Below are 23,372 nucleotides of genomic sequence, written 5' to 3' on the forward strand. Positions count from 1 at the left end.
AGAGGTTATTATTTTCTATTGTCCTTAAGTAAGCTATACTTGAAAAGTTAATTACGAATAACATAAGTGAACAATGAACAGGAGATGAATGACTTGGCCCAAACTCTCAGCAAGGAGGAGACGAGGAGAACGGCAACCATTTATGGTGTATTATTGGCCATCAGTTCGGGTCATTTTATTAATGATACGCTGCAGGCCGTTGTTCCGGCGATGTTTCCGATAGTGGAAAAATCACTGGGCTTGAGCTATACACAGATTGGCTGGATTGCTTTTGTCCTGAATATGACTTCTTCCTTGCTTCAGCCTGTTTTTGGTTATTATGCAGATGTAAAATCCCGTCCGTTTTTACTCCCGCTCGGAATGTTGTCAAGCTTAATCGGACTCGTTGGTTTTGCATTATCCAACAATTTTATTTTTCTGCTTCTTTCCGTTTTATTTATTGGCTTCGGTTCAGCGATTTTTCATCCTGAGGGATCGAGGGTGGCCTATCTTGCAGCTGGCAGTAAGCGCGGACTCGCACAGTCAATCTATCAAGTCGGAGGCAACACAGGCCAATCATTGGCACCCCTCATCACAGCTTTCATTTTTGTGCCTCTTGGACAAAAAGGTGCACTGCTTTTTACATTAGCGGCCGGCATGGGGATTATTGTCCTGTTTCGCGTCTCTCAATGGTATAAAAGAAGGCTGGATGTTGAAAATGACATAATTAAAAAGAGCGGGAATCAAACAGCCAAAATAAAAAAAGTCATACATAAGAAAATCAAATTAGCTATGGTTCTAGTTGTGTTTCTCGTGTTTGCCCGTTCTTGGTATGGGGCAGGCATTTCAAATTTTTATCAATTTTATTTAATTGAAGACTATGGCCTTACGATCAAGCAGGCACAGCTGTATATCTTTACATTCATGATTGCCGGTGTATTGGGAACCTTCTTAGGGGGACCGCTGGCAGATAGATTTGGGAAAAGAAATATTATCTTTCTTTCTATGCTGGGCTCTGCACCCCTCACAATCCTGCTCCCTTATCTGCCGCTTACGGTTGTGATTCCGGTCTTCTTCTTGATCGGGTTTATCCTGTCATCCAGCTTTAGTGTTACAGTTGTGTATGCACAGGAATTATTGCCCCAAAAGATTGGGATGGTCTCCGGCTTAACAGTGGGACTGGCCTTTGGAATGGGAGCGGTTGGATCAGTGCTGTTTGGTGGTCTTGCGGACATGTTCAGTATACGTTTTGTCATGATTTTATGCAGCTTCCTGCCCTTGTTCGGAGTGCTGACATGGTTATTGCCAAAAGATAAAGAAATAAGAGAATATCATACTCTTTAATGTAAAGCTTCAGGTGTTTGGGTAAGGATATTTTGTCGTAGAGTGTTGCTTTCGGAAAAATCCCAAGGGCCGGATTTTTCCCAGGATACAAGGTTTTTTTTCTGAACATGGAAAGTAGTCTTTTCTTTTTCACTTAAAATAGCAACAAAGTTTAAGAAAAGAGCCTAGGGTAAAGATAAAGAAGAACATTGATATTAGGAGGAAAAAGTAATGGTAAAAGAATTGGAAGCCGGAACTGTCCAAGTGTTAACGGTAGATAGAGAAGTGGATTTTGGCTATTTTTTAACTAATGGCGAGGAAGACGTGCTATTGCACTATTCACAGGTAGAAGGTGAAATAGAAGTCGAGGATGAAGTAAAGGTCTTTTTATATCATGATAAAGAAGTTCGGTTGACGGCTACAATGAACATACCTAAGGTCCAGATCGGTTCCTATGCCTGGACTGAAGTGGTGGATGTGAATTCAGGGCTGGGCGTTTTTGTGGATATCGGACTCCAGAAAGATATTCTAGTCTCTTCAGACGATCTTCCCATCTATGAAGATCTATGGCCAGCACCGGGTGACAAACTGTATTTGTCGCTTAGACCGGATAAAAACGGCCGTCTTTATGGGAAATTGGCTACCGAAGATATCATTGGCCAAGTTGCAAGAAGAGCCTCTCAAGATATGATGAAAGCCAAAGTTCAAGGCCGCGTATACCGTTTGCTTAGAGTCGGGACATTCTTCATTTCTGAGCAGGGATACCGCTGCTTTGTTCATGAAAACGAAAGAAGGCAGGAACCGAGGCTGGGCGAACTGGTTGAAGGCCGCGTCATCGATGTGAAAGAAGACGGAAGCTTGAATGTCTCGTTCCTACCGTTGAAACAGGACAAAATGGGCGAAGACGCTGACATCATCACTGATTACATGGACAGCCGCGGAGGATCAATGCCTCTATGGGACAAGAGCCAGCCTGAAGAAATCAAAGACAAGCTTGGATTAAGTAAGGCATCATTCAAAAGGGCGATGGGTAAATTGCTGAAGGAAGGCCGTGTCTATCAAGAAGAGGGCTGGACTTATTATAAGAAGTAAGTAAGTTATAAACCGCATTGGCGTTGGCCTTTGCGGTTTTTTTATTGGATGTGGGTTCTGAGGTGGGGCTATTATTTTGGATGAATCGTGGTTTTTTATGTGGTTGTATGAACCGGTGGAATTAGTTCTTGAGAAGTCGGCATGGTCAAAGCGGCAGAAAGACGAGGTGGATTTTAGTTTTTGAGGGATCGGCATGGTCAAAGAGGCAGAAAGACGAGGTGGAATTTAGTTTTGGAGGGATCGGCATGGTCAAAGAGGCAGAAAGACGAGGTGGAATTTAGTTTTGGAGAAATCAGCATGGTCCAAGCGGGCGAAAGACAGGGTGGATTTTAGTATTTGAGAAATCGGCCGTGTCAAAGTGGGTGAAAAACAGGGTGGAATTTAGTTTTGGAGAAATCGACATGGTCCAAGCGGGCGAAAGACAGGGTGGAATTTAGTTTTAGAGAAATCGGCATGGTCAAAGCCGCAGAAAGCCCCGGTGGAATCTAGTTTTTGTTGAATCGACAGCGTCAAACCGGTCGAAAGCCACGATGGAATATAGTTTTCCAAAAATCGGCAGCGTCAAATCGGCAGAAAAACGAAAAAGAAGCCAACTAAATGGCTTCTAAAAAAGTATTATTTCTGCACTGCAGACAACACGGCATCCGATACATCTTTCTTCACTTTTCTTATTGGCAAAAGTGTACCGATAAGCGCTATTGCAGCAGATCCAAATAGTACAGCTTCGTATCCGTTCAAGGCGACAATAGACAGAATTCCGAATACAAGCAGGTCAAGTGCCGAGTCGACAATTGAAAGCAAGGAAATGGTTGTTGCCCTGATGCCTGAAGGAATTATATCGTTGCTAAGCTGCGAATAAATCGGGTAGCGGATGGCCCTGACATATTTCAGAACAAAGAATGCCCCGACGACCACCCACAGTGACTGTGACAACAAGGCTGAGAGCAGCAGTCCGGCAACCGCAAACAATCCTGTAGCATGCATGAGGAAAATCCTCGTGAATTTACCAGTCAGCCACCCAATTGAATTAGATGCAAAATAACCCAATAGGGCTGAACAGGCATACATAACACCTAGCAAATAAACAGGCAGTCCGGCATCGGTCATCAGCGGCTGATCAAAGTAGCCGTATACAGCACCGGCAGGGATGAAGACGAGTGTGACATTTAGGAACATGATTAAAAGCTGTGGTGCCTTGCGAATGACCGCCACTCCTTCTTTCACCTGAGAAAAAGGGTTTTCACGAAACGTACTTTTTATCGTTGGATTCTTTACAGTCAGAACAAATAGAATTTCAACAATGTGAAAAGCCAGTGAAAGCCCGATTAACAATTGAAATTGATCGTCTCTTAAATCTTTTGCAAGATAGGATCCAAAAAGTACGGCGAAGATAGAAGAAATAAATCCTGCAGACTGTATTTTTCCCATCGCTCTATCCATGAAGTCGTTTTCGCCGCTTTCTTTTAGCGAATCATAAATCAGTGCTTCATCTGCACCGGAAAAGAATGTGACTGAAAATCCGTTCAAAGCACTGTACAAAAAGAACATCCAAGGTTCATAAGCAAACAATAACAAACCGATGCTTAGAAATTTAAGGATAGAACCCGTTATGAATGAAGTTTTTGCCCCAAATCGGTCTGCAAAAATACCGGTTGGCACTTCTCCAATCAACACCGCACCGCTCCAAAACATCAATACGATTAGGATGTTTGAAGAATCCAATCCTCTTTCCATATAAAAAAGTGTAATGACTGGCTGCAGGAAACTGATGGTGCCAAAAAACTGGACCCAAAATAAAGCTCTGATATTATGTGATGCAATTGTATTCTTTTTCAATTTAACATTCTCCTGTTTCTATTGATTTTTTAAATAGAAGGCAGGAGTGTGCTGTTAATCAGTCAGGCTCTTTCGTAATCATGGTTGATAAAGGTTACTTATATACGAAGACAGCCTTTATAGGCAGAATTAACCGTTCACTCCTCCTTGATGGAATGGAAATGAAGTGAATGTTTTTGACATGTGTATTCCTCCTTTAATTAATCTGAAAATATTTTACCATATTGTACTAATTAGCGTATACAAATTATTCAGCAGGAAATAGACCGATCTGCCCGCACAGATTGTCTGTAACTGAATATGTTATTTAGGTAGTAAATTATAAGGAGGTCATTGATATGAGTGGAGGACATGGATACGCAGGCGGCTTTGCGTTAATCGTAGTATTGTTTATTTTGTTGATCATTGTTGGTGCTGGAGCATTAGGAAACTACGGATACTAAGCAGAAAAATGAACCCGGTGGTTTGCCGGGTTCTCTTAAATAAGGGGATAAACGGTTATTTAGTATTTCTGGTTTCATGCTATTAAATCTCTTCATTAAGATTACATACTTAATCGGAGATCACCAAAGCAATATGAAAGCCTATAAATTATCGTTTTGCTGCTTGATTTCTTCCCGGCCGATGATTTCGTTTGCAAATTCCAGATCCTGATGTTCATTTACCGAGTCGCCGGGATGCGGTTCGTTGACATCAAGGTATGCACCATGCCCCGCAAAGGCCCCCATCCGTTTTTCCCCAGACGCTTTAGAAGGTTGCTCTTTTTTCATTGAAATCATCCTTTCTTTTTCAATAGTATGTCCATTGTGGCGGTTCTCATTAGAAAAAGGTGTCAATGGGGTGAGAGCAGTGTGGAGGAGGGATACGTAAGCGTGAAATTAAGAAAAGAAATCCTATTTAAGGAGAAACACCGTATTATAGAGAGCAGCTTCATCTTCAATAGGGTGAATGTAACTAGACAAGGTTAGTAAAAAAGGATATTTACATATAAATAACGAATTGTTGATGGACAGAGTATAGAAGGATATTGATCACAATGAAATCCAGACCGTGTATAGATTCAATAGTGACAAATTATATTTGTAGGGTGATGAGACGTTGATAGGAATAAGTATAGCAACAAAGTGGGAATATGAAGCGACATTGGAATATTTCGGCATAAAAGATAACGAACGTTTCGGTTATCCTTATGGCGAGTATTTCATGAGAACCATTAATGATACTGAGCTTGTTTTTTATAGTACCGGTGTAAGAAAAGTAAATGGCGTTGGTGGTACTCAGTATATGATTTCTAAATTTAATTTAACTAAAGTAATCGTTGCTGGAACATGTGCAGGAATAGATGATAAGTTCAGTAATTTGGATATTTTTGTACCCGATAAAGCCGTTCAATATGATTGCACAGTAAAAGAAATTGAGCCTTTTATTAAACAATCCTTCATAGTCGATATTGATCTATCGAAATATGGAAATGATTTTTATACCGGAACAATTGGCACCGCTGATAAAGCAGTAGTTATGTGGAAGGACTATTTAGAACTTAGAGAAAACGAAATAATAATAGCCGATACAGAAGCGGGTGCAATTGCTTATATTTGTAAGAAGAATGATGTTGAGTGCATTATTATAAAAGGAATATCTGATTTTCCAACAGAAGAAAGTAACTCTGAAAAATTCGAATCAAACATTGAACAAATTAATGTTTATTTAGAAAACACACCTAAAGTTATGAACAAAATATTTGATGAATATTTAAAAAGATTTATATAAATAACTTTAAGCTTAAGTTGAAGAAAAAGGTCATTAGATTATAAAAAATGCAGAGGTTGCTAGACCCTCTGCATTTTTTGTGGTTTCGTTGTCTAAAATATGCGATTTGCCTTGATAGTAATCTTGTGAATTCAGTTTTCCTACTCCACAAGAGAAAAGGGAAAATCTTTATCCCTTTTCATCATTGATCCCAATGTTTTTCTATGAATTCATCCCTGCCGGATTTGGCACGATCTTCTTTATATTCTTCTGGGCTTTTTTTATAGAAATCCTGATGGTATTCTTCAGCAGGATAGAATGTTACTGCTGGGAGGATCTTAGTGACGATTGGTTTTTTGAACCTGCCGCTTTCTGCTATTTCTTTTTTGGATTCCTCCGCTAATTCACGCTGGTCCTCATTATGATAGAAGATGGCTGTTCGGTATGAATCGCCTCTGTCTTGAAATTGACCGCCATCATCTGTCGGGTCAATTTGCGGCCAGTATAGATCAAGTAATTGTTTGTAGGAAAACAGTGATGGGTCAAATGTGATCTGGACGACCTCATAGTGACCGCTGTCCCCTTTTTTAACATCCTCGTACGTTGGATTTTCCACGTGTCCGCCGGAATAGCCGGAAATGACACTTTCAATACCAGGCATCTGATCGAAGGGTTTTACCATGCACCAAAAGCAGCCGCCTGCAAATGTAGCTTTTTCAGTTTGTTTCATATTAAAGGCACACTCCCGGAATTATACTTTCGTCTGTTAAAGCGTTAAACGATAATGGAATTTTATCACCATTTATGAAACACTACAATGAAAATATCTTGTAAATAGTATTTTTTTGAAAGCAAAGGAAGTTTGGTCTGAAAAATAGAAGGTAATAGTCATGAATGTATGAAAAGATATTGGATGCTGGAGGGAATTTCATGATCAATCAGCAACTGAAAGATAATTTTAAAAAGAGTTATGACCTACAAGCAAACATTCGTAACGAAAAGAAGAGTCCTGAATGGAAGGAGGCAGAGCGTAAAAATTTCCTCTCCTGGTTAAAAGAAGATGAAAAAGAAGCTTTATTGGACTTAGGCGCGGGACCTGGCATGGACAGCCTGTTTTTTAAACAGAATAGAATCAATCCACTAGCTATTGATATTTCTCCGAGAATGGTAAGTCTTTGCATCCAAAAAGGAATCGAAGCAAAGGTGATGAGCTTTGATGAGCTCCAGTTTGGCGAAAGGAAATTTGATGCTGTTTGGGCGATGAATTCTCTGCTGCATGTGCCCAAGGGAGATATTGAAGAAATTCTTGAGAAGATTCACGCATTATTAAATAAAAGAGGTCTTTTCTATATGGGAGTGTACGGAGGGGAAGACCATGAGGGGATCTGGGAGGATGATGTATATGAGCCAAAAAGGTTTTTCTCCTTTTACTCCTCAGAGTCGATACAAAAACTTGTTTTAAATTACTTTACGATTGAAAATTTTGTTGTGCTTCCTCCTGAAAGTGTGGACTCGAAATTCGCGTTTCAGTCAATGATTTTGCGGAAAAAAGAAATAGTATAAAGGAATATTCTTTTTTGCTAAGCTTAATGCTATTACTATTCTAACTTTGGCCAACTGAGTACCAATTGAGGAGGACCCCTGATGAAAAAAACGTACGATTGCATTATTGTAGGAGGCGGAATTGCCGGTTTGCAGGCAGCTATTCAGCTTGGGAGATATCAACACGACATATTGGTGGTTGATTCGAATGACGGCCGCTCAACCATCTGCAGATGCTATCATAACCTTTTAGGCTGGCCGGATGGGGTCAGTGGTGAACAGCTTCGTTCCCTCGGCAGGCAGCAGGCTGAATCTTATGGTGTAGAGTTTCAGTTTGACCGGATAGTTAAGGCAAGAAACGATAAAGGCGAATTTATTCTGGATGGAGAAGATGGCAAGCATTATGTCGCCCGAAAGCTCCTTCTGGCAACAGGAGTCATGGATAATATACCGAAAATCGAAAACCTTAAACCTTGTCTTGGTTTGACTGTATATGTCTGTCCTGATTGTGACGGTTATGAGGTGAAAAATAAAAAAGTCGTGATTCTTGGTTCTGGTGAAACAGGGGCTGAAATGGCTATAACACTCAATTACTGGACTGATGACATTACCTTTGTCAACCATGAAAGCAGGGAGATTCCTGAGGATACCAGAGCAAAACTGACGGATAGGAACATCCGATATGTCGAAGGAACTATCTCAGAAGCGATTGTCGAAGGTGAAAGTGATTTTAGAGGAATCTTTCTTGAAAATGGTGAAAAAGTAGAGGGAGAACGAGGATTTATTGCTTTTGGTGGAAATAAGGTACATACTGAACTCGCTGAACAGCTCGGCGTTGAAATCATGGACAATAAGCATATCAATGCAGATCCACGTTCTAAAGAAACCAATGTGAAGAGTGTTTGGGCAGCTGGTGACATCGTCGCTCACTCTGAACAAGTTTCTGCCGCTATGGGCGACGGTTCCATCGCAGCTATCTGGATCCATAAAAAATTGCTCTCTGAAAAAGACTTTTCATAGCCATTTTTTGAGTGCTCGGCTGACCATAAGTAAAAAACCTTTTCCTGCTGTCTTATTATATGAAAGAAGACCGACAAATAGATTCTCTAATTTTAGCTTCGTGAAAAGATCGCTTTTCGCATCGAAGCTATCGGTCTTCGTGACTCCCTTTATCTCATGCGGAAGCGGTCAAATCTTTATGTCGCTGAACGGACGCTTCCGCTTTTTATGAAGCCGGGGCTTAACGCCCGCTCCGAGGAGTCGTGAGCTGGAATGGAACTCCCTTTTATATAGTACAGCCACATACTTTTTGAAGTAACTTTATTTTTATGTATGTACTGAATATAAACTGTATGGATTTTAGTATTCATATATTGTAAGCTTCAGATTCTTCATGTAGGAATACGTTTCTCTGTTAATTGTTATTATAAAGACGAATTCCTCTGTAGTGGTACGATTCTCAGCTAATCGTACCAATATAAACACGAATTCCTGCTGTAGTGGTACGATTCTTAGCTGATCGTACCAATATAAACACGAATTCCTCCTGTATTGGTACGATTCTCAGCTAATCGTACCAATATAAATAAGAATTCCTCCTGTAGTGGTACGATTCCCAGCTAATCATACCAAAATAAACTCAGAATCCCTCTGTATTGGTACGATTCTCAGCAAATCGTACCAATATAAACTGCGAATCTCTCTGTAGTGGTACAATTCTCAGCAAATCGTACCAATATAAACTCGAATTCCTCCTGTAGTGGTATGATTCTCAGCTAAACGTGCCATTATAAACTCGGATTTCCTCCTGTAGTGTTACGATTCTCAGCTAATCGTCCCAATATAAACTCGAATTCCTCCTGTAGTGGTAAGATTCTCAGCTAAACGTGCCATTATAAACTCGGATTTCCTCCTGTAGTGTTACGATTCTCAGCTAATCGTCCCAATATAAACTCGAATTCCTCCTGTAGTGGTACGATTCCCAGCTAATCGTACTAATAATTAACAAGCCTTGTTTTCAGGAAGTACAGCATTATAAAACTTTAAAAAAACTCTCTACAAAAGTGCGATAAAATAAGGATGATATCGTCTAATGAATAGATAACGTTTTTAAAAGGGAGAAAATCATGTCTAACCAAGAGAAAATTTCAGAATGGTTTCATCAATATAGTGATGATGTGTTTCACTTCTTGATTTACCGGACAGGGAAGAGTGATGTGGAAGACATGGTGCAGGAGGTATTTGTCAGGGCGATCAAGGGAGTCGATTCTTTCAAAGGAAATGCCAGCCCCAAAACATGGTTTTTCAGTATTGCCCGGAACCTGGCCATCGATGAAATGAAAAGCCAAAAGTGGAAGAGGATAATATCTTTTCAAGCATTTCATGAACCTCAAAATGATGTGACACCGGAAACTTTGTATCAGGAAAGTGAAGAAACTCAAGCACTTTATAACGCCATTCAAGCGCTGAAAACCACTTACCGGGATGTCCTCATTTTAAGGGGAATCAAGGAGTTTACCGTAGATGAGACAGCAGAAGTGTTAAACTGGCCGCCGGGTAAAGTCAGGTCAACTTATCACAGGGCAAAAGCAGCCTTATCTAAACAACTGGGAGGGTAGTCGATGAACAATCAGAAAAATGATGATTTGGATGCGAAATTAAAAAGTATGCCGCTCCGCCAGATAAGTGAGAAGAATAAAGGTGAAATGCATCAAAACTTAATGGATCAGGTCATCCTGCATGAAAATATGACCATGAAACAGCGCCTTATACGACGGTTTTGGCTCTCCCTGGGAAGTCTGCTTGTTGTCTGTCTTATGTTGTTTATTCTCTATGTGTCTATGAACGGAGGGATAAAGGTTTTCGGTCAGTCAGGGTATAAGGACGTCATTCAGCATTATGATGGAGTGGAAAACTTGGAGGACTTTGAAGGTTTTCTAGAAGATATTGACAAGAGGAAAGCAACTTCAATCAATGTTGTCCAGTATGGCATAGAAGGCCAGGAATTTGTAAATCAGCTTTTCTACAATGGAAAAGAAATAGAAGTTGAGAGTACAGTTGATGGAGAATTTATTGAATCATATGTATGTCAATCTATTGTAGAAGAGAAAGAACGTGATTACAAAAAAATCTTTCTGCTAAATGTGTAAAAAAGGGATCGACCGGATTGATTGACATAGACCTGCTATGGATTCCAGATATAGTTGAAAAAGCATTCTCCAAAGCAGAAATCCTCGGGAAAATGGAAAAAGGAGACAAAACTTTTATCGAGGTATACTTAAGAACTCCACCTGCATTTTTGTCTGCAGCTGTTGATAAAGAATATTCCATTCTGATGGAAAACAAGGATGCGTGGTCTCGCATAGAGGTCGGAACATTCTATCATATAAGGTTCGGTCTTCATAAAGATGGTGATTTAATCCTGCAAGAAAAGAATATCGCAGAAGAGCAAGATTGGTAATAAGATTTCAATTTGCAGAAAAAATTGATATATTTGGAACTTTTATATTTCCCTGCAGCTATTTCTTGTGTATAATCTAGCTTAGCGGAAAATTTAATACATATTGTCGTAAACAGGTGATTTCAGTCGAATCTGAAGTCTTAAAAGGGAAGTTGGTGAAATTCCAACGCGGTCCCGCCACTGTAAATTGGGAGCAAGCTGTGATTAACCACTGTACTAATGTATGGGAAGGAACAGCGAGCAATGACCATAAGCCAGGAGACCTGCCTGTTACTGCTGCACCACAAGCCTACGAGGATAGGGAGGTGTAAATCGCATGAAAATTGATTTATATCAAAAATATGCCTTTTACACGTTCATCTCTTTTCTCTGAAAGAGATGTTTTTTTATTTCTATTTTAAAAAAGAGGAGAATGTCAAATGAAAAAGATTCATATTTTATTACTCGCATTGCTGTTGTCTATAGGAATTATTGCAGGCTGCGGCAACAACGGAGCAACAAATGAAAATACTGCCAATGAAAGTCAACAGGGACAATCTGAGGAACAAGTCCAGGAACAAGAAGGGACATCGTTTCCTGTCACGATAACGGATGCTGCTGATAACGAAGTGGTAATTGAAGAAGAGCCGGAAAAAATCGTCTCGCTAATTCCAAGCAACACAGAAATTGCCTTTGAATTAGGACTTGGAGAGAAAGTGGTAGGAGTCTCCGATTTTGATAACTATCCACCGGAAGCGGCTGAAAAAGAAAAGATCGGCGGCATGGAATTTAACGTTGAAAAAATCATTTCTCTGACGCCGGATTTAGTGCTTGCACACGGGTCTGTAATGGGCTCCGCTGAAGAGGGACTTCAGCAATTAAGAGATGCGGGTATTACTGTCTTGGTCGTTAACGATGCGACTAGTTTTGAAGAAGTGTATACGTCCATTGAAATGGTCGGTAAAGCGGCTGGTGCACATGAACAGGCGGCAGAGACGATACAGCAAATGAAGGATGATCTTCAAGCGGTGAAGGACAAAGCTGCTGAAGTATCAGAAGATGAAAGAAAGAGTGTGTTTGTTGAAGTATCTCCTTCTCCGGAAATTTATACTCCAGGAAGTAACACATTCATGGATGAAATGCTGGACTTGATCAATGCTAAGAATGCAGCAGAAGAACAAGAAGGCTGGGTTCAAATGAATGAAGAGGCTATTCTCGCCTTGAATCCGGATGTAATTATTACGACTTACGGTTACTACACGGAAAATCCAAAAGAATTAGTAATGAGCAGAGAAGGCTGGGGAGATGTTCCGGCCATAAAAAATGAAAATGTGTATGATGTCCATTCCGACCTTGTGACAAGAACAGGTCCAAGATTGGTCCAAGGAGTAGAGGAACTTGCTAAAGCTGTCTATCCGGAATTATTCCAATAATAATCGAATACTTTCCTATGGATTCGCTTTTCTGTTTGTAATCTTATCTATTTTGGCCGGTATTTCCATTGGCACAATATCCGTTCCGGTATCTGATATCCTCTCGATTCTGGGGGCAAAAATTTTCCGCTATCCCGTTCCGGAATCTGTCGATCAGATGTATATCAATATTGTGTACAGTATCCGCCTGCCGCGGGTCATACTAGCATTTCTAGTTGGAGCGTCTCTCGCAATAGCGGGAGCCGCTTTTCAAGGTTTATTGAGGAACCCGCTGGCAGACCCCTATACATTAGGAATTTCATCGGGTGCTTCCGTTGGGGCAGTCATGACCTTGTTTTTTCATATCAGCATCCCGATCCTGGGAAACTTTACTCTTCCGGTATTAAGCATCATCACTGCGACAGTGACTATCTTTATTGTTTTGCTGTTTGCACAAAAAGTGGAACGATCCATGAAATTGGAAACGATCATTTTGACCGGTATCATATTCAGTTCATTCTTGGGTTCATTTATATCACTGATGATCGCCTTGACAGGTGACGAGCTTCGCCAGATCATCGGCTGGCTTCTTGGCAGCGTATCGATGCGCGGCTGGGACTATATCAAGATCATACTTCCTTTCTTTACCGTTGGAACCATTCTGCTGCTTATGAACACAAGGGAATTGAATGGAATGAGCTTTGGTGAAGAGCAGGCGCAGCATATTGGAATTAATGTTCAGGCAAGGAAGCTCGTGATTTTGCTGGCAGGTTCTATACTCACGGGTGCTGCCGTAGCCGTTTCAGGGACTATCGGATTTGTCGGCCTTGTCATCCCTCACCTTATCCGCCTGATATCGGGGAACGATCACAGACATCTCCTGCCACTGTCAATTATGGCGGGCGGAGGATTTTTGGTCCTTGCTGATCTGATATCTCGAACAATTATTGCACCGACAGAATTGCCGATAGGAGTAATAACTGCGTTAATAGGTGCTCCTATTTTTGCCTATATATTAATGAAGAAAAGAGGGTAGCCCATGATAAGAACAGAAAATCTCTCAGGCGGCTACGGTGATAAAAAAATTTTGCACGATGTCAATGTGGAAGTCAAAGGCGGGGAGTTCTTTGGAATTCTTGGACCGAATGGAAGCGGCAAAACAACGCTGTTGAAAATGATCAGTGGACTTCTTAAAGCTGAAACCGGGGACGTTTTCATTAATGGTAAGAATCTTACTGAATATACAATGAAAGAACTGGCCAGGCTCATGGCTGTTCTTCCTCAGCTGAATTCTCAGGCTTTCAATTATAAAGTAAAAGATACAGTGTCTCTTGGAAGGTATGCTCATCAAACCGGATTTTTTAAGAATTTAACAGAGAAAGATGAAGCAATTATCGTTTCTGTTATGGAGCAGACAGGAATCCACCACTATGCAGACAATTTTTTGAATGAGTTATCAGGTGGAGAGAGGCAAAGAGTGTTTCTGGCACAGGCACTTGCACAAGAACCGAAAGTCCTCTTGTTGGATGAGCCGACAAACCATCTGGACCTTTCCCATCAAAAGGATTTGCTGGACTATTTGAAGAAAACCACGAAAGAAACTGGACTGACGGTTATCTCGATATTTCATGATCTGAATCTCGCAGGACTTTATTGTGATCGGCTTTTATTAATGGAAGAAGGAAGCGTTTCCATTATAAACCATCCAGAGGAAGTTCTACGAGAAGACCGTATTTCTTCGGTATACAACACCAAGATTGAAAAGAACTCCCATCCGAAGGTCGCAAAGCCCCAAATGTATCTGATACCAGCCCGGGTCCAGGAAGAAACCGAATGGTGGGAAATGGACGAAAGGTATTTAACCTTGAGGGATGATATGATCACCCTTAACTTGCCAAAACCTGTTAAAACGATGTCTTCGGGTGTTTGCGGGGCGGGCTTGAGATGGTCATCCACCATCGTGAATCGCCATGTTCCTGACACTTATGACTGTGACGATTACATCGAGGATATGGAGAACTTCTTATTAAAAAAGGGATTTGACCCTTTCAAAACAGTCGGAATGATGACGGCAGTGAAGTTGGAGGATGTTTCTTATAGAAAGGCTGCTGAAGGTAATGTATCTGTTTTTGTGGTGGTCACAGCTGGGGTCGGGAATGCGGTTGACATTTCTCGAAACAGTATACAAGCTCCACTAAAGCCCGGCACGATCAATACCTGGGTATTAGTAAATGGAGAGCTGTCTGATGAGGCGTTCATCCAGGCAATCGTGACGGCAACAGAGGCGAAAGTCAAGGCATTGCAGGATGAAAAGGTGAAAGATGAAAGTACCAATACCCTGGCTACTGGGACATCGACAGACAGCATCCTGATTGGAGCGACCCAACGCGGGGAGTTCCTGCCATTTTCAGGACCGATTACGAAGGTGGGGAAGATGATCGGAACTGCTGTGTATGAAACGACGAGAGAAGCAATCGGTCAGTATAAAAGAAGAAAGGGACTCTTGTGATAGTTCACCTTGCTTCCATTACCCTGGCACTTCTTCTTGATCGAATCATTGGAGATCCCCCAAATCTTCCTCACCCGGTAAGGTGGATGGGCTCCAGCATCGCTTTCTTGGATAAAGCCTTAAATAAAGGTGAGTATAAAAAAATGAAAGGCCTTGTCATGCTGGGATTTCTGCTTTTCATGTTTTTTTCTATCACAACATTACTTGTTTCTGTAAGTTACAAGCTGCATCCAGCTGCCGGAATTGTTTTCGAAGGTTTCTTGATCTCCACCGCCATAGCCTCTAAAAGCTTAAAGGAGGCAGCTAGGGCTGTCTTTCTTCCTCTTTCAGAGGGGGATTTAAAAGAGAGCAGAAAGAAGCTTTCCTATATTGTCGGACGGGATACACATTCCATAGAAGAAAGAGATGTAATAAGAGGAGCTGTCGAATCCGTCGCCGAAAACACCTCCGATGGAATTACAGCTCCTTTATTCTGGGCTTTAATTGGTGGGGCTCCTCTGGCAATTGCCTACAGGTTGATTAATACTTGCGATTCGATAGTTGGGTACAAAAATGACACCTACCGCGAATTTGGCTGGGCTTCTGCTAGATTGGATGACCTTGTTAACTGGCTGCCAAGCAGGATAACGGCATTTATGATGATTGTGGTCCTGCCATCAAAGCACCATAAGAGAATGGAAGCCTGGAAGATAACGAGAGAAGACAGCAGGAAGCATCCAAGTCCCAACAGCGGCTGGGGAGAAGCGGCCGCCGCCGCAATTCTTGGTATAACCCTTGGAGGGAGGAACTATTATCAGGGTATCCCTTCCGACAGAGCCATCATGGGTAGAGAAGTTGTCCCCTTGGATAAGGTGCATATTTTAGAGGTTTTAAGATTGATGGATAGAACGATCTTTGGTTTTTATATTTTTCTGTTGATAGGGGGAATGCTCATTGAAGTTGCCTTCTCATGGCTCCAATCCACAGTTTTTATATAATTCTTTGAAAGTACCCATGCCGGAGAAGTTGATCGATTTCTCAGTTAACCTAAATCCATTGGGACCGCCAAAACCGCTGACTGATATATTATCCGGGGGTACAATAGGGTTCAGTGATTATCCTGATCCCCAACATACTGAACTAAGAAGTCGTTTATCTAAGGCGGAAGGGATTGATCCAAGCGGAATTTTGGTTGGTAACGGTGCTGCCGAGATCATTCACATGATTGGATGTCTGCTACGAGGGAAACATGTTGCAATCCTGCATCCCGCTTTTTCGGAGTATGAACAAGCCTGCCTTACTTTTTCATGTTCACTGATACATATCATGCCATCGTCTCTGCCTGTATTTGAAGATTTTTCAAGGGCATTAGAGAAAGCGGATGCCCTATTCATTTGCAATCCAAATAATCCGACAGGGACAGTGATGGATTCCGGCCTGCTTGAGAGGATTATCGCTTATGGGGAAGCGAACGGTTGTCTGGTAATCGTGGATGAAGCGTTTCATGATTTTCTGGCCGCAGGAGAGAGCTGTAAAGAGCTGCTGGGCAAACATAGCAACTTAATTATCCTGCGCTCAATGACCAAAATGTTTTCAATGGCAGGTATTAGGCTCGGCTATGCGTTGATGGCTGAAGGTCTAAGGTCAAGGCTTGTCAAATATCAACCCCCCTGGAGTGTTAACAGTATCGCTCTTGAAGCAGGGCGAGTATGCCTTGATCAGCGGGAATTTGTCTTGAAAACCAGGAAGTATGTGATAAAGGAAAGAGAAAAAATGTTCTCCTTCTTTAGAGATAACGATTTTTCTTTTACTGATTCCAGCACCAACTTCTATCTATTTAAAGATAATCGATTGGGAAACCAATTAGATCTCATTACTTTCCTGCTTACTAATAGAATTGTACCAAGACATACATATAATTTCAGGGGTCTAGAAGGAAAGTGGATGCGAATGGCTGTAAAAGATGAAGAAGCGAACAAAGTTCTGATGGAGGTACTGAGGCAATGGCGGCAGAAGTGATTTTTGTTTGTGGCGGAGTGCGGAGCGGCAAAAGTTCCTTTGCCGAGTCCAAAGCGGCAGCCCTTTCTAAAATGAGGAGCGGAACTCTTCATTATATTGCCTGTGGAAAAGCAATAGATGAAGAAATGAAGCAGAGAATTGACCGGCATCAACAAGACAGAAAGAATTCTAATGCAGGTTGGACTACTTGGGAACAGGCTACAAGCCTGGGGGAAATTGCTGAAAACTTTAGTGACAAAGATATCATTTTGGTAGATTGTATAACAACATGGATGACGAATGAGATATACCTTGAAAATATTCCTGCTGAAGATGTAACCCCAAATGTGATGAGGGATATTAATAAGGTTGCTGCCAAAGCCGGGACCCTGTTTCTTGTGAGCAACGATGTATTTTGTGAACCGCTTTCTGAAAATGAATGGGTCAAACGCTTTACCTCTATTCTTGGAACACTTCACCAGGAGATTGTTTCAATGGCTGATACGGCCTATTCTGTCAAACATGGGGTAGCGATTGTGAAAAAAGAAAAGGGGAAGACATGTTAATGAATTTAAAGGGTTACATTCTTGGTCTTCTCATTAACTTTCAATTCTTCTCAATAGTACCTATTCCACTCACCATAAATACCGACCGTACAATAATCCGGCGGGCGGTCATGACGTTTCCTATTTTTGGTTTGATTTTAGGAGCAGTAAACGGTGTGATTTTTTCTTTATTGAATGAATGCACATTGCTCTCGTCCTTGGCTTTGTCTTTTATCATTTGGGTGATACCGATAGTGTTAACAGGCGGAATTCATCTTGATGGGTGGATGGATACAAGTGATGCTTATTTTTCCTATCAGGATAAAGAAAAACGGCTTGAAATTATGAAAGACCCTAGAGCCGGGGCCTTTGCTGTTCTATCCCTCTTAATCCTGTTAGCTGCTCGGTTTCTTTTTATCTATGAAAGTATTTTACATAACATTTATGCGGCTGCATTCATAGTAGGATTGATTCCTTTTTTCAGTAGAACTTTGATGGGTATCCTGATGGTCCTAAGTGTGACTGCAAAGGAAGAGGGGATGGCATTTTATTTTAAAAAACATACAGAACCCCGGCTGCTTTTATTCTATCTGTTGCCAATGTCCATCGCGGCATGCGGAGTGCTTATGTTTTTACCGGATATATTGTTTCTTTATCTGATGTTTACTGTTCTGATTCTGTTAGCAGCTATTTGGATAAAGCAAAAGACAGTGCAACAATTTGGCGGCATGACTGGTGATACACTAGGGGCTTCGGTAGAAGGAATTGAGGTGATATTATGGATGGCTGTGTGGCTGTTGGCTTATACCGGCATGCTGTAACGACTGAAAACCTTGAGCGGAAATACATCGGCTGGGATGACGTGCCCTTGGTTAATACAAAAAGATTGGAAGAAGAAGCCCATCGCTATCCTCAGTATGATGTTGTCTTTACAAGCGATTTGGTCAGATGCAGAGAAACAGCGAATGCGTTGTTTCCGGATACTCCTATTATGGAAAGCCGGTTATTAAGGGAAATACACTTCGGACAGTGGGAAAACAAAACCTACGAAGAGCTAAAACATGAAAAGGATTACTGTAACTGGTTAAATGACCAAAGCCTCCCCATCCCTGGGGGAGAATCCCTTGCAGAGTTCGAAAACAGACTGGATCACTTCTGGTTAGCATTTCTTAGTCACTTTCCGGAATTTATCGAAAAGTACCCAAAACATCACAATGGGTTAAGAGTTGCGCTGGTTACCCATGGTGGTGTGATCAGATATTTCCTGAAGAAATGGACAGCCGACCCAAAAGCTTTCTGGGAGTGGAAAATTCCTTTTGCAAAAGGTTATGAAGTAAGCTGGACAGCAGAAGAATGGAGGCGGAAAACGAAATGCAGTTCATTACGGGAGGTACCTTCAACGGCAAATCAAAATGGGTAAGGGAAAATAATGACTCTTCAAAAGAGTGGATAAAACTATTCGATGCTGATTCGATGCCGCAGCATGACGACCATGAAGGGACAGTAGTAATCGAAGGACTTGAGTATCTCGTATTATCCTTGCTCAGAACGGGGAGAGACAGTGATTCACTCAGGAAGGCATTTATTACCTCTTTTCAGCAATGGAAGAGCTGGGAAGATGATTCGTCGAACGAAGTCATATGGATTGGTTCTGATATCAGCAAAGGAATCGTGCCCATGAATGCTGAAGACAGGCTTTGGCGTGACATGACCGGATGGATATACCAGGACTTGGTGAAGCATTCCGACAGAGTCTATGAAATCTGGTTTGGACTTCCTACTATATTGAAAGGGTGAGTGGATGGACTGTCTTCGAGTCCCTAAGACTTGGAATCTCATAAATAAGTAAGAATGTATACTGGATTAAGATTGGGAGACTAAATGGCATCGAGTCCAGATGAAAGATGTTCATATACCAACTAGATATATGTGACTAATTCTAGTTGCAAAAAAGCTGGATGCTTATAAAGATTATTTATTAATAGTTGATTGGAGTCGCACACCTGGAGCGGAAATCAGCTCTCTGAAAAATAGCAATAGTATAACTTTAAAAAGGAGATAAATATCCATGAAGATTTATAGCAGGAAAGGCGATAAAGGCAGAACAAGCATCATCGGGGGACGAGTCGATAAGGATGATTTAAGGGTTGAAGCCTATGGAACGATTGACGAATTGAATTCTTTTGTAGGGAAAGCTGCTGCTGAGCTTCAAGGCGGAAAGTTTGAAGATGTGCTTGCAGATCTAGAGAAAATTCAACATGAGCTTTTTGATTGCGGCGGCGACCTTGCCAATGTCACTGATAAAATTCCGATGAAACTGAAAACTGAGTCAGTCGAGTACTTGGAAAAAAAGATCGATGAATATATTGCTGAAACGCCTCCTTTGGAAAAGTTCATCCTTCCGGGAGGATCGGGGCCGGCTGCGACGATCCATATCGCGCGTACAATAACCAGGAGAGGGGAACGTCAGATTGTCAGCCTGGTTAAGACCGAAGCCTCAGTTTCGGAAGTCACCCTTCAATACATAAACCGCTTATCTGATTATTTCTTTGCATTGGCAAGAGTGGTCAACCACCGCCTTGGTATTCAAGATGTGGAGTATGAAAGAAGTGCGAATGTATTTTCTTTTGACCGGAAAAAGGATAACAATGATGACAATAAATAAGTTAACACTGCTCGCCTTACTGACCACCCTGAGTGCAGTCGGCGGCCTGATTAAAATTCCTGCTGCTGCAGGCAGCGTCGCTCTGGATTCTCTGCCGGCATTGCTGGCGGCTTCCGTTCTGAGTGGAGGAGCAGGTGCGGTAGTTGGTGTGTTCGGCCATATGATTTCTGCCCTTCTGGCGGGAATGCCGTTGGGACCTTCTCATCTTTTAATAGCTGTAGAGATGGGTTTATCGGTGTGGCTGTTTGGATGGATCTTTCAAAAGAATCTTCCGGTAGTGGCAGCAGGATTATTTTTTATCTTGAATGGCTTGATTGCACCTATTCCTTTTTATTTTCTTATTGGAAAAGGGTTTTATCTGTCCATTCTGCCTTCTCTCTGTATCGCTGCCTTTCTAAACTTAACAATTGCTCACTTTGCTTATCCGAATCTAAAGAAGTTTTTCCGGAGAAAAGCAGGTGATATGGGATGAGAGACATAAGCAAGATCCCTTTTTCACCAGATGAGGAAATCGTCATTGCCACAGATAACAGCGGGGGAATAGGGACAAAGGAAGCGGACTATGTTTACGCAGAAGATAGTCTGACTGCTTATTTTTCCACAAGGGTAGCTTTAATGGAAGTGCTCTCTGTAAAAGCTGTTACATTTTCAGTACTTCTGCATAATTTTTCAGGCGATGATAAGTGGACTTCTTATAAGGAAGGAATTCAAACTGCATTGCAGGAAGCAGGTATAAGCAAAATATCCATTTCAGGGAGCAGTGAATCCAACTTTCCATTGAAGCAGTCGGCCCTTGGGATTACGGTACTGGGAAAAAGAAGTGTTGGCAAAATACCAGAATCATCGAAAGATAAATTGTGTTATGCCGTGATAGGAGAACCATTAGTCGGTAAACAGGTGCTGGAAAGAAAAGAAAGAGTGGCTCCTTTAGCTCTGTTTTCACAGTGCTGTCAAAGTCAGTTTATCTTCGACATTATACCTGTTGGTTCGAAGGGGATTTTGGAAGAGTTAAAAATAATCAGCGGTAACAGGACATTATCAGAAAATGAAGTGAAATGTAAATTGAACCTGACAGCATCAGGCGGTCCTTCGACATGCTTCATCATTAAATTTACGAGAGAAGACAGTCATTCAGTAGAAGAGTTAACAGGATCTTTTTACCACCCGTTATTAATAGTAGATTAAGAACCAGAACTCATGAAAAATTTCATGTTCATAGTGCTATATTGCCGTTTAAAGAACAGGCAAGAAAGAGTATTTTCCCAATAACAATCAATCTCCTCACATGATACGATTTAATTCTCAGAAAGTTTAGTTAATATTATGGAGGAGGATTTTTTTTATGAGTAAAAAGAAGATTGCAAGTGTCACCCTGGCGATTGGTCTTGCCGGCAGTATGTTAGCAAGTGGATCATTCGCAGCCCCAAACATTAAGTCCCAATCAAATTTCAACGAAAAACTGGGAACTCCTGAATTCATTTCCGGTCAACTGACTGCTCCATCCAAAAAGTCACCTAAGGAAATTGTGTTTTCATACTTAAATGACCAAAAGCAAAAGTATAAGTTTGGTAAAAATAAGGCAGAACAGTCTTTTAAAGTAATCGAAACTTCAACCGATCAATTTGGCAATACGGTAGTCAGGCTGCAGCAGCTGCATGACGGCCTTCCCGTTTGGGGCTCTACACAGGCTGCGCTTGTAGGGGAGGATGGAACCCTGAAGGTTATATCGGGTACAACCATACCTGAAATCGACAAAAAGAAAAATAATAAAGACAAAAATAATAAGAAGATCAATGCTAACAAAGCAGCTGATGTTGCTTTGGCAGACCTCGGCTTCCAGCCTGAGCTGGAGCAGCCGGTAAAACCGGAAATGGTGGTCTATACGGTTGATGACAAGGCTTATTATGCCTATCTTGTTAATCTGAATTTCCTTGATCCCAAACCGGGGAACTGGAACTACTTCATTGACAGCCAGACGGGTGAAATCATCAATAAATACAATGACATGCACGAAGTAAGCGGTACGGACCAAGTCGGTACCGGAAAAGGTGTATTGGGGGATACCAAGTCGCTGAATACGACATTATCCAACGGGACTTACTATCTTCAGGATAATACAAGAGGCGGAGGCATCATGACGTACGATATGAAAAATCGCACATTCTTCCCGCAATTCTATCTTCCTGGCTCATTATGGTCAGATGCCGATAATGTCTACAATCAAGCTTATGACGCAGCGGCGGTGGATGCCCATTATTTTGCAGGTGCGACCTTCGATTACTATAAAGATGTATTCGGAAGAAATTCCTACGATAATAAAGGGACAACCATCCAATCATCTGTACACTACAGCAAAAACTATAACAATGCTTTCTGGAACGGTTCGCAAATGGTATACGGTGATGGAGATGGAACAACATTTATCCCGCTATCAGGCGGCTTGGATGTTGTAGCTCATGAATTGACACACGCTGTCACGGATACGAGCTCTGATTTGGTTTATCAAAACGAGTCAGGTGCACTGAATGAAGCAATCTCCGATATTTTTGGAACCCTTGTTGAATATCATGAAAATCATAATCCTGATTTTGAAATCGGGGAAGATATCTATACACCTAATACGCCGAATGATGCTCTGAGATCTATGAGCGATCCTGCAAAATACGGCGACCCGGATCACTACTCTGTCCGATATACCGGTACACAGGATAATGGGGGAGTCCATATCAACAGTGGAATTATAAATAAACAGGCGTATCTGCTTAGTGAAGGCGGAACTCATTATGGTGTGAACGTTACAGGAATAGGCAGGGAAAAGCTGGGTGAGATTTATTACCGCATGAACACCGTTTATCTGACAGCTTCTTCTACGTTCAGCCAGGCAAGATCTGCAGCTGTTCAGGCAGCCTCTGATCTTTACGGAAGCAACTCGCCGGAAGTACAGTCTGTGAATCAATCCTTTGATGCAGTTGGAATTAACTAAAATAGAATAGTGATATACTAAGTTCGGCACCAGTTCTTAACTGGTGTCTTTTTTTACATATATTAATGAAGAAACACGGAAGAATCCTTGGTGAAAAAACACCTTTTTTTTTATTTTGCACTCAAAATAGGTATTGTTATTTTCATCACAATACTATACAATCACTTAGTAGTTTCCTAGTGAAACTTTTTATGTTGAAATTCGTCTAATCTACTAGATTAATGATGAGAGATTTTTGTTGCTTTTTGAAGTCTTACAAAAAATCGCCAGCTCCGCAAAGTTGCTCAAGAAGCAATACTAACGGATAGAGCAAAAGTAAAG

The 23,372-nt window shown here is 41.4% G+C and carries 25 protein-coding genes and 1 riboswitch; of the genes, 22 read left to right on the forward strand and 3 right to left on the reverse strand.

Features of this window, described 5'->3' with window-relative positions:
- The first annotated feature begins 84 nt into the window (after positions 1 to 84).
- On the forward strand, positions 85 to 1,323 hold the full coding sequence (locus BSG1_RS01015; RefSeq protein WP_044022157.1) for an MFS transporter: 1,239 nt from the start codon (positions 85 to 87) through the stop codon (positions 1,321 to 1,323).
- A gap of 210 nt (positions 1,324 to 1,533) precedes the next feature.
- On the forward strand, positions 1,534 to 2,394 hold the full coding sequence (locus BSG1_RS01020; protein ID WP_006834911.1) for a CvfB family protein: 861 nt from the start codon (positions 1,534 to 1,536) through the stop codon (positions 2,392 to 2,394).
- Between the two features lie 615 nt (positions 2,395 to 3,009).
- Here BSG1_RS01020 and BSG1_RS01025 read toward each other — a convergent pair.
- Positions 3,010 to 4,230, reverse strand: a complete 1,221-nt coding sequence (locus BSG1_RS01025) for an MFS transporter (RefSeq protein WP_006834913.1) — start codon at positions 4,228 to 4,230, stop codon at positions 3,010 to 3,012.
- A gap of 338 nt (positions 4,231 to 4,568) precedes the next feature.
- Between BSG1_RS01025 and BSG1_RS19985 the strand changes: the two genes are divergently transcribed.
- On the forward strand, positions 4,569 to 4,673 hold the full coding sequence (locus tag BSG1_RS19985) for a YjcZ family sporulation protein (RefSeq protein WP_083802809.1): 105 nt from the start codon (positions 4,569 to 4,571) through the stop codon (positions 4,671 to 4,673).
- Positions 4,674 to 4,814: 141 nt separating this feature from the next.
- Here the strand turns inward: BSG1_RS19985 and BSG1_RS01030 are convergent, their stop codons facing one another.
- A complete protein-coding gene (locus BSG1_RS01030; protein WP_044022158.1) occupies positions 4,815 to 5,000 on the reverse strand; it encodes a hypothetical protein in 186 nt (61 codons plus the stop codon).
- A 328-nt stretch (positions 5,001 to 5,328) separates the two neighbouring features.
- Between BSG1_RS01030 and BSG1_RS01035 the strand changes: the two genes are divergently transcribed.
- Complete coding sequence (locus BSG1_RS01035; RefSeq protein ID WP_006834916.1) at positions 5,329 to 6,000, forward strand: 5'-methylthioadenosine/S-adenosylhomocysteine nucleosidase family protein; 672 nt, start codon at positions 5,329 to 5,331, stop codon at positions 5,998 to 6,000.
- Between the two features lie 181 nt (positions 6,001 to 6,181).
- Here the strand turns inward: BSG1_RS01035 and msrA are convergent, their stop codons facing one another.
- Positions 6,182 to 6,709: a peptide-methionine (S)-S-oxide reductase MsrA gene (gene msrA / locus BSG1_RS01040; RefSeq protein ID WP_006834917.1), complete on the reverse strand. Its 528-nt coding sequence runs from the start codon at positions 6,707 to 6,709 to the stop codon at positions 6,182 to 6,184.
- Positions 6,710 to 6,909: 200 nt separating this feature from the next.
- On the opposite strand from msrA, the gene BSG1_RS01045 reads away from it, so the two are divergent.
- The 18 genes from BSG1_RS01045 to BSG1_RS01130 all read left to right on the forward strand — a co-directional run bounded on the left by BSG1_RS01045 (position 6,910) and on the right by BSG1_RS01130 (position 23,051).
- Positions 6,910 to 7,542, forward strand: a complete 633-nt coding sequence (locus BSG1_RS01045) for a class I SAM-dependent methyltransferase (RefSeq protein ID WP_044022305.1) — start codon at positions 6,910 to 6,912, stop codon at positions 7,540 to 7,542.
- Positions 7,543 to 7,623: 81 nt separating this feature from the next.
- On the forward strand, positions 7,624 to 8,541 hold the full coding sequence (locus BSG1_RS01050; protein ID WP_006834919.1) for an NAD(P)/FAD-dependent oxidoreductase: 918 nt from the start codon (positions 7,624 to 7,626) through the stop codon (positions 8,539 to 8,541).
- Between the two features lie 1,106 nt (positions 8,542 to 9,647).
- Positions 9,648 to 10,139 carry an RNA polymerase sigma factor gene (locus BSG1_RS01055; protein ID WP_006834920.1) on the forward strand — a complete coding sequence of 164 codons (492 nt, stop codon included), beginning with the start codon at positions 9,648 to 9,650 and terminating at the stop codon, positions 10,137 to 10,139.
- Between the two features lie 3 nt (positions 10,140 to 10,142).
- Entirely contained in the window at positions 10,143 to 10,670 is a 528-nt protein-coding gene (locus BSG1_RS01060) for a DUF4362 domain-containing protein (RefSeq protein ID WP_006834921.1), read from the forward strand.
- Between the two features lie 17 nt (positions 10,671 to 10,687).
- A complete protein-coding gene (locus BSG1_RS01065) occupies positions 10,688 to 10,981 on the forward strand; it encodes a hypothetical protein (protein ID WP_006834922.1) in 294 nt (97 codons plus the stop codon).
- A gap of 97 nt (positions 10,982 to 11,078) precedes the next feature.
- A riboswitch (cobalamin riboswitch) is annotated at positions 11,079 to 11,266 on the forward strand.
- 134 nt (positions 11,267 to 11,400) lie between these two features.
- Positions 11,401 to 12,393, forward strand: coding sequence for an ABC transporter substrate-binding protein (locus BSG1_RS01070; RefSeq protein WP_006834924.1), 993 nt, complete (start codon positions 11,401 to 11,403; stop codon positions 12,391 to 12,393).
- Positions 12,359 to 13,408 (forward strand): FecCD family ABC transporter permease, encoded by a 1,050-nt coding sequence (locus BSG1_RS01075; RefSeq protein ID WP_044022159.1) that lies wholly within the window; start codon positions 12,359 to 12,361, stop codon positions 13,406 to 13,408. The genes BSG1_RS01070 and BSG1_RS01075 overlap by 35 nt, the downstream gene beginning before the upstream one ends.
- 3 nt (positions 13,409 to 13,411) lie before the next feature.
- Positions 13,412 to 14,881: an adenosylcobinamide amidohydrolase gene (locus BSG1_RS01080; RefSeq protein WP_006834926.1), complete on the forward strand. Its 1,470-nt coding sequence runs from the start codon at positions 13,412 to 13,414 to the stop codon at positions 14,879 to 14,881.
- On the forward strand, positions 14,878 to 15,858 hold the full coding sequence (gene cbiB / locus BSG1_RS01085) for an adenosylcobinamide-phosphate synthase CbiB (protein WP_006834927.1): 981 nt from the start codon (positions 14,878 to 14,880) through the stop codon (positions 15,856 to 15,858). The genes BSG1_RS01080 and cbiB overlap by 4 nt, the downstream gene beginning before the upstream one ends.
- A complete protein-coding gene (locus tag BSG1_RS01090; RefSeq protein ID WP_052302337.1) occupies positions 15,815 to 16,879 on the forward strand; it encodes a pyridoxal phosphate-dependent aminotransferase in 1,065 nt (354 codons plus the stop codon). Before cbiB ends, BSG1_RS01090 begins: the two co-directional genes overlap by 44 nt.
- Positions 16,864 to 17,424, forward strand: coding sequence for a bifunctional adenosylcobinamide kinase/adenosylcobinamide-phosphate guanylyltransferase (locus BSG1_RS01095; protein ID WP_006834929.1), 561 nt, complete (start codon positions 16,864 to 16,866; stop codon positions 17,422 to 17,424). Before BSG1_RS01090 ends, BSG1_RS01095 begins: the two co-directional genes overlap by 16 nt.
- The gene (locus BSG1_RS01100) at positions 17,424 to 18,224 is read left to right on the forward strand and encodes an adenosylcobinamide-GDP ribazoletransferase (protein ID WP_044022160.1); all 801 of its coding nucleotides are present in this window, start codon (positions 17,424 to 17,426) and stop codon (positions 18,222 to 18,224) included. Before BSG1_RS01095 ends, BSG1_RS01100 begins: the two co-directional genes overlap by 1 nt.
- Positions 18,182 to 18,823, forward strand: coding sequence for a histidine phosphatase family protein (locus tag BSG1_RS01105; RefSeq protein WP_006834931.1), 642 nt, complete (start codon positions 18,182 to 18,184; stop codon positions 18,821 to 18,823). The genes BSG1_RS01100 and BSG1_RS01105 overlap by 43 nt, the downstream gene beginning before the upstream one ends.
- Complete coding sequence (locus BSG1_RS01110) at positions 18,775 to 19,200, forward strand: bifunctional adenosylcobinamide kinase/adenosylcobinamide-phosphate guanylyltransferase (RefSeq protein ID WP_006834932.1); 426 nt, start codon at positions 18,775 to 18,777, stop codon at positions 19,198 to 19,200. Before BSG1_RS01105 ends, BSG1_RS01110 begins: the two co-directional genes overlap by 49 nt.
- Positions 19,201 to 19,471: 271 nt before the next feature.
- Positions 19,472 to 20,068: a cob(I)yrinic acid a,c-diamide adenosyltransferase gene (locus tag BSG1_RS01115; RefSeq protein WP_006834933.1), complete on the forward strand. Its 597-nt coding sequence runs from the start codon at positions 19,472 to 19,474 to the stop codon at positions 20,066 to 20,068.
- The gene (locus BSG1_RS01120) at positions 20,055 to 20,540 is read left to right on the forward strand and encodes an ECF transporter S component (RefSeq protein WP_044022161.1); all 486 of its coding nucleotides are present in this window, start codon (positions 20,055 to 20,057) and stop codon (positions 20,538 to 20,540) included. The genes BSG1_RS01115 and BSG1_RS01120 overlap by 14 nt, the downstream gene beginning before the upstream one ends.
- Positions 20,537 to 21,253, forward strand: a complete 717-nt coding sequence (locus tag BSG1_RS01125) for a hypothetical protein (RefSeq protein ID WP_006834935.1) — start codon at positions 20,537 to 20,539, stop codon at positions 21,251 to 21,253. The genes BSG1_RS01120 and BSG1_RS01125 overlap by 4 nt, the downstream gene beginning before the upstream one ends.
- A gap of 157 nt (positions 21,254 to 21,410) precedes the next feature.
- On the forward strand, positions 21,411 to 23,051 hold the full coding sequence (locus BSG1_RS01130) for a M4 family metallopeptidase (protein ID WP_006834936.1): 1,641 nt from the start codon (positions 21,411 to 21,413) through the stop codon (positions 23,049 to 23,051).
- The last annotated feature ends 321 nt before the right edge of the window (positions 23,052 to 23,372 follow it).

Origin of the sequence: Bacillus sp. SG-1, from assembly GCF_000181495.1 — a bacterium.
Classification (GTDB): Bacteria; Bacillota; Bacilli; order Bacillales; family Bacillaceae_B; genus Rossellomorea.

What these genes read in the sequence shown, in the direction of transcription:
- BSG1_RS01100 (WP_044022160.1), top strand. Translation starts at nt 17,424, where the DNA reads ATGAATTTAAAGGGTTACATTCTTGGTCTTCTCATTAACTTTCAATTC.
- msrA (WP_006834917.1), bottom strand. Translation starts at nt 6,709, where the DNA reads ATGAAACAAACTGAAAAAGCTACATTTGCAGGCGGCTGCTTTTGGTGC.
- BSG1_RS01110 (WP_006834932.1), top strand. Translation starts at nt 18,775, where the DNA reads ATGCAGTTCATTACGGGAGGTACCTTCAACGGCAAATCAAAATGGGTA.
- BSG1_RS01130 (WP_006834936.1), top strand. Translation starts at nt 21,411, where the DNA reads ATGAGTAAAAAGAAGATTGCAAGTGTCACCCTGGCGATTGGTCTTGCC.
- BSG1_RS01125 (WP_006834935.1), top strand. Translation starts at nt 20,537, where the DNA reads ATGAGAGACATAAGCAAGATCCCTTTTTCACCAGATGAGGAAATCGTC.
- BSG1_RS01120 (WP_044022161.1), top strand. Translation starts at nt 20,055, where the DNA reads ATGACAATAAATAAGTTAACACTGCTCGCCTTACTGACCACCCTGAGT.
- BSG1_RS01105 (WP_006834931.1), top strand. Translation starts at nt 18,182, where the DNA reads ATGGATGGCTGTGTGGCTGTTGGCTTATACCGGCATGCTGTAACGACT.
- BSG1_RS01020 (WP_006834911.1), top strand. Translation starts at nt 1,534, where the DNA reads ATGGTAAAAGAATTGGAAGCCGGAACTGTCCAAGTGTTAACGGTAGAT.
- BSG1_RS01055 (WP_006834920.1), top strand. Translation starts at nt 9,648, where the DNA reads ATGTCTAACCAAGAGAAAATTTCAGAATGGTTTCATCAATATAGTGAT.
- BSG1_RS01045 (WP_044022305.1), top strand. Translation starts at nt 6,910, where the DNA reads ATGATCAATCAGCAACTGAAAGATAATTTTAAAAAGAGTTATGACCTA.
- BSG1_RS01115 (WP_006834933.1), top strand. Translation starts at nt 19,472, where the DNA reads ATGAAGATTTATAGCAGGAAAGGCGATAAAGGCAGAACAAGCATCATC.
- BSG1_RS01070 (WP_006834924.1), top strand. Translation starts at nt 11,401, where the DNA reads ATGAAAAAGATTCATATTTTATTACTCGCATTGCTGTTGTCTATAGGA.
- BSG1_RS01030 (WP_044022158.1), bottom strand. Translation starts at nt 5,000, where the DNA reads ATGAAAAAAGAGCAACCTTCTAAAGCGTCTGGGGAAAAACGGATGGGG.
- BSG1_RS19985 (WP_083802809.1), top strand. Translation starts at nt 4,569, where the DNA reads ATGAGTGGAGGACATGGATACGCAGGCGGCTTTGCGTTAATCGTAGTA.
- BSG1_RS01015 (WP_044022157.1), top strand. Translation starts at nt 85, where the DNA reads ATGAATGACTTGGCCCAAACTCTCAGCAAGGAGGAGACGAGGAGAACG.
- BSG1_RS01060 (WP_006834921.1), top strand. Translation starts at nt 10,143, where the DNA reads ATGAACAATCAGAAAAATGATGATTTGGATGCGAAATTAAAAAGTATG.
- BSG1_RS01050 (WP_006834919.1), top strand. Translation starts at nt 7,624, where the DNA reads ATGAAAAAAACGTACGATTGCATTATTGTAGGAGGCGGAATTGCCGGT.
- BSG1_RS01095 (WP_006834929.1), top strand. Translation starts at nt 16,864, where the DNA reads ATGGCGGCAGAAGTGATTTTTGTTTGTGGCGGAGTGCGGAGCGGCAAA.
- BSG1_RS01080 (WP_006834926.1), top strand. Translation starts at nt 13,412, where the DNA reads ATGATAAGAACAGAAAATCTCTCAGGCGGCTACGGTGATAAAAAAATT.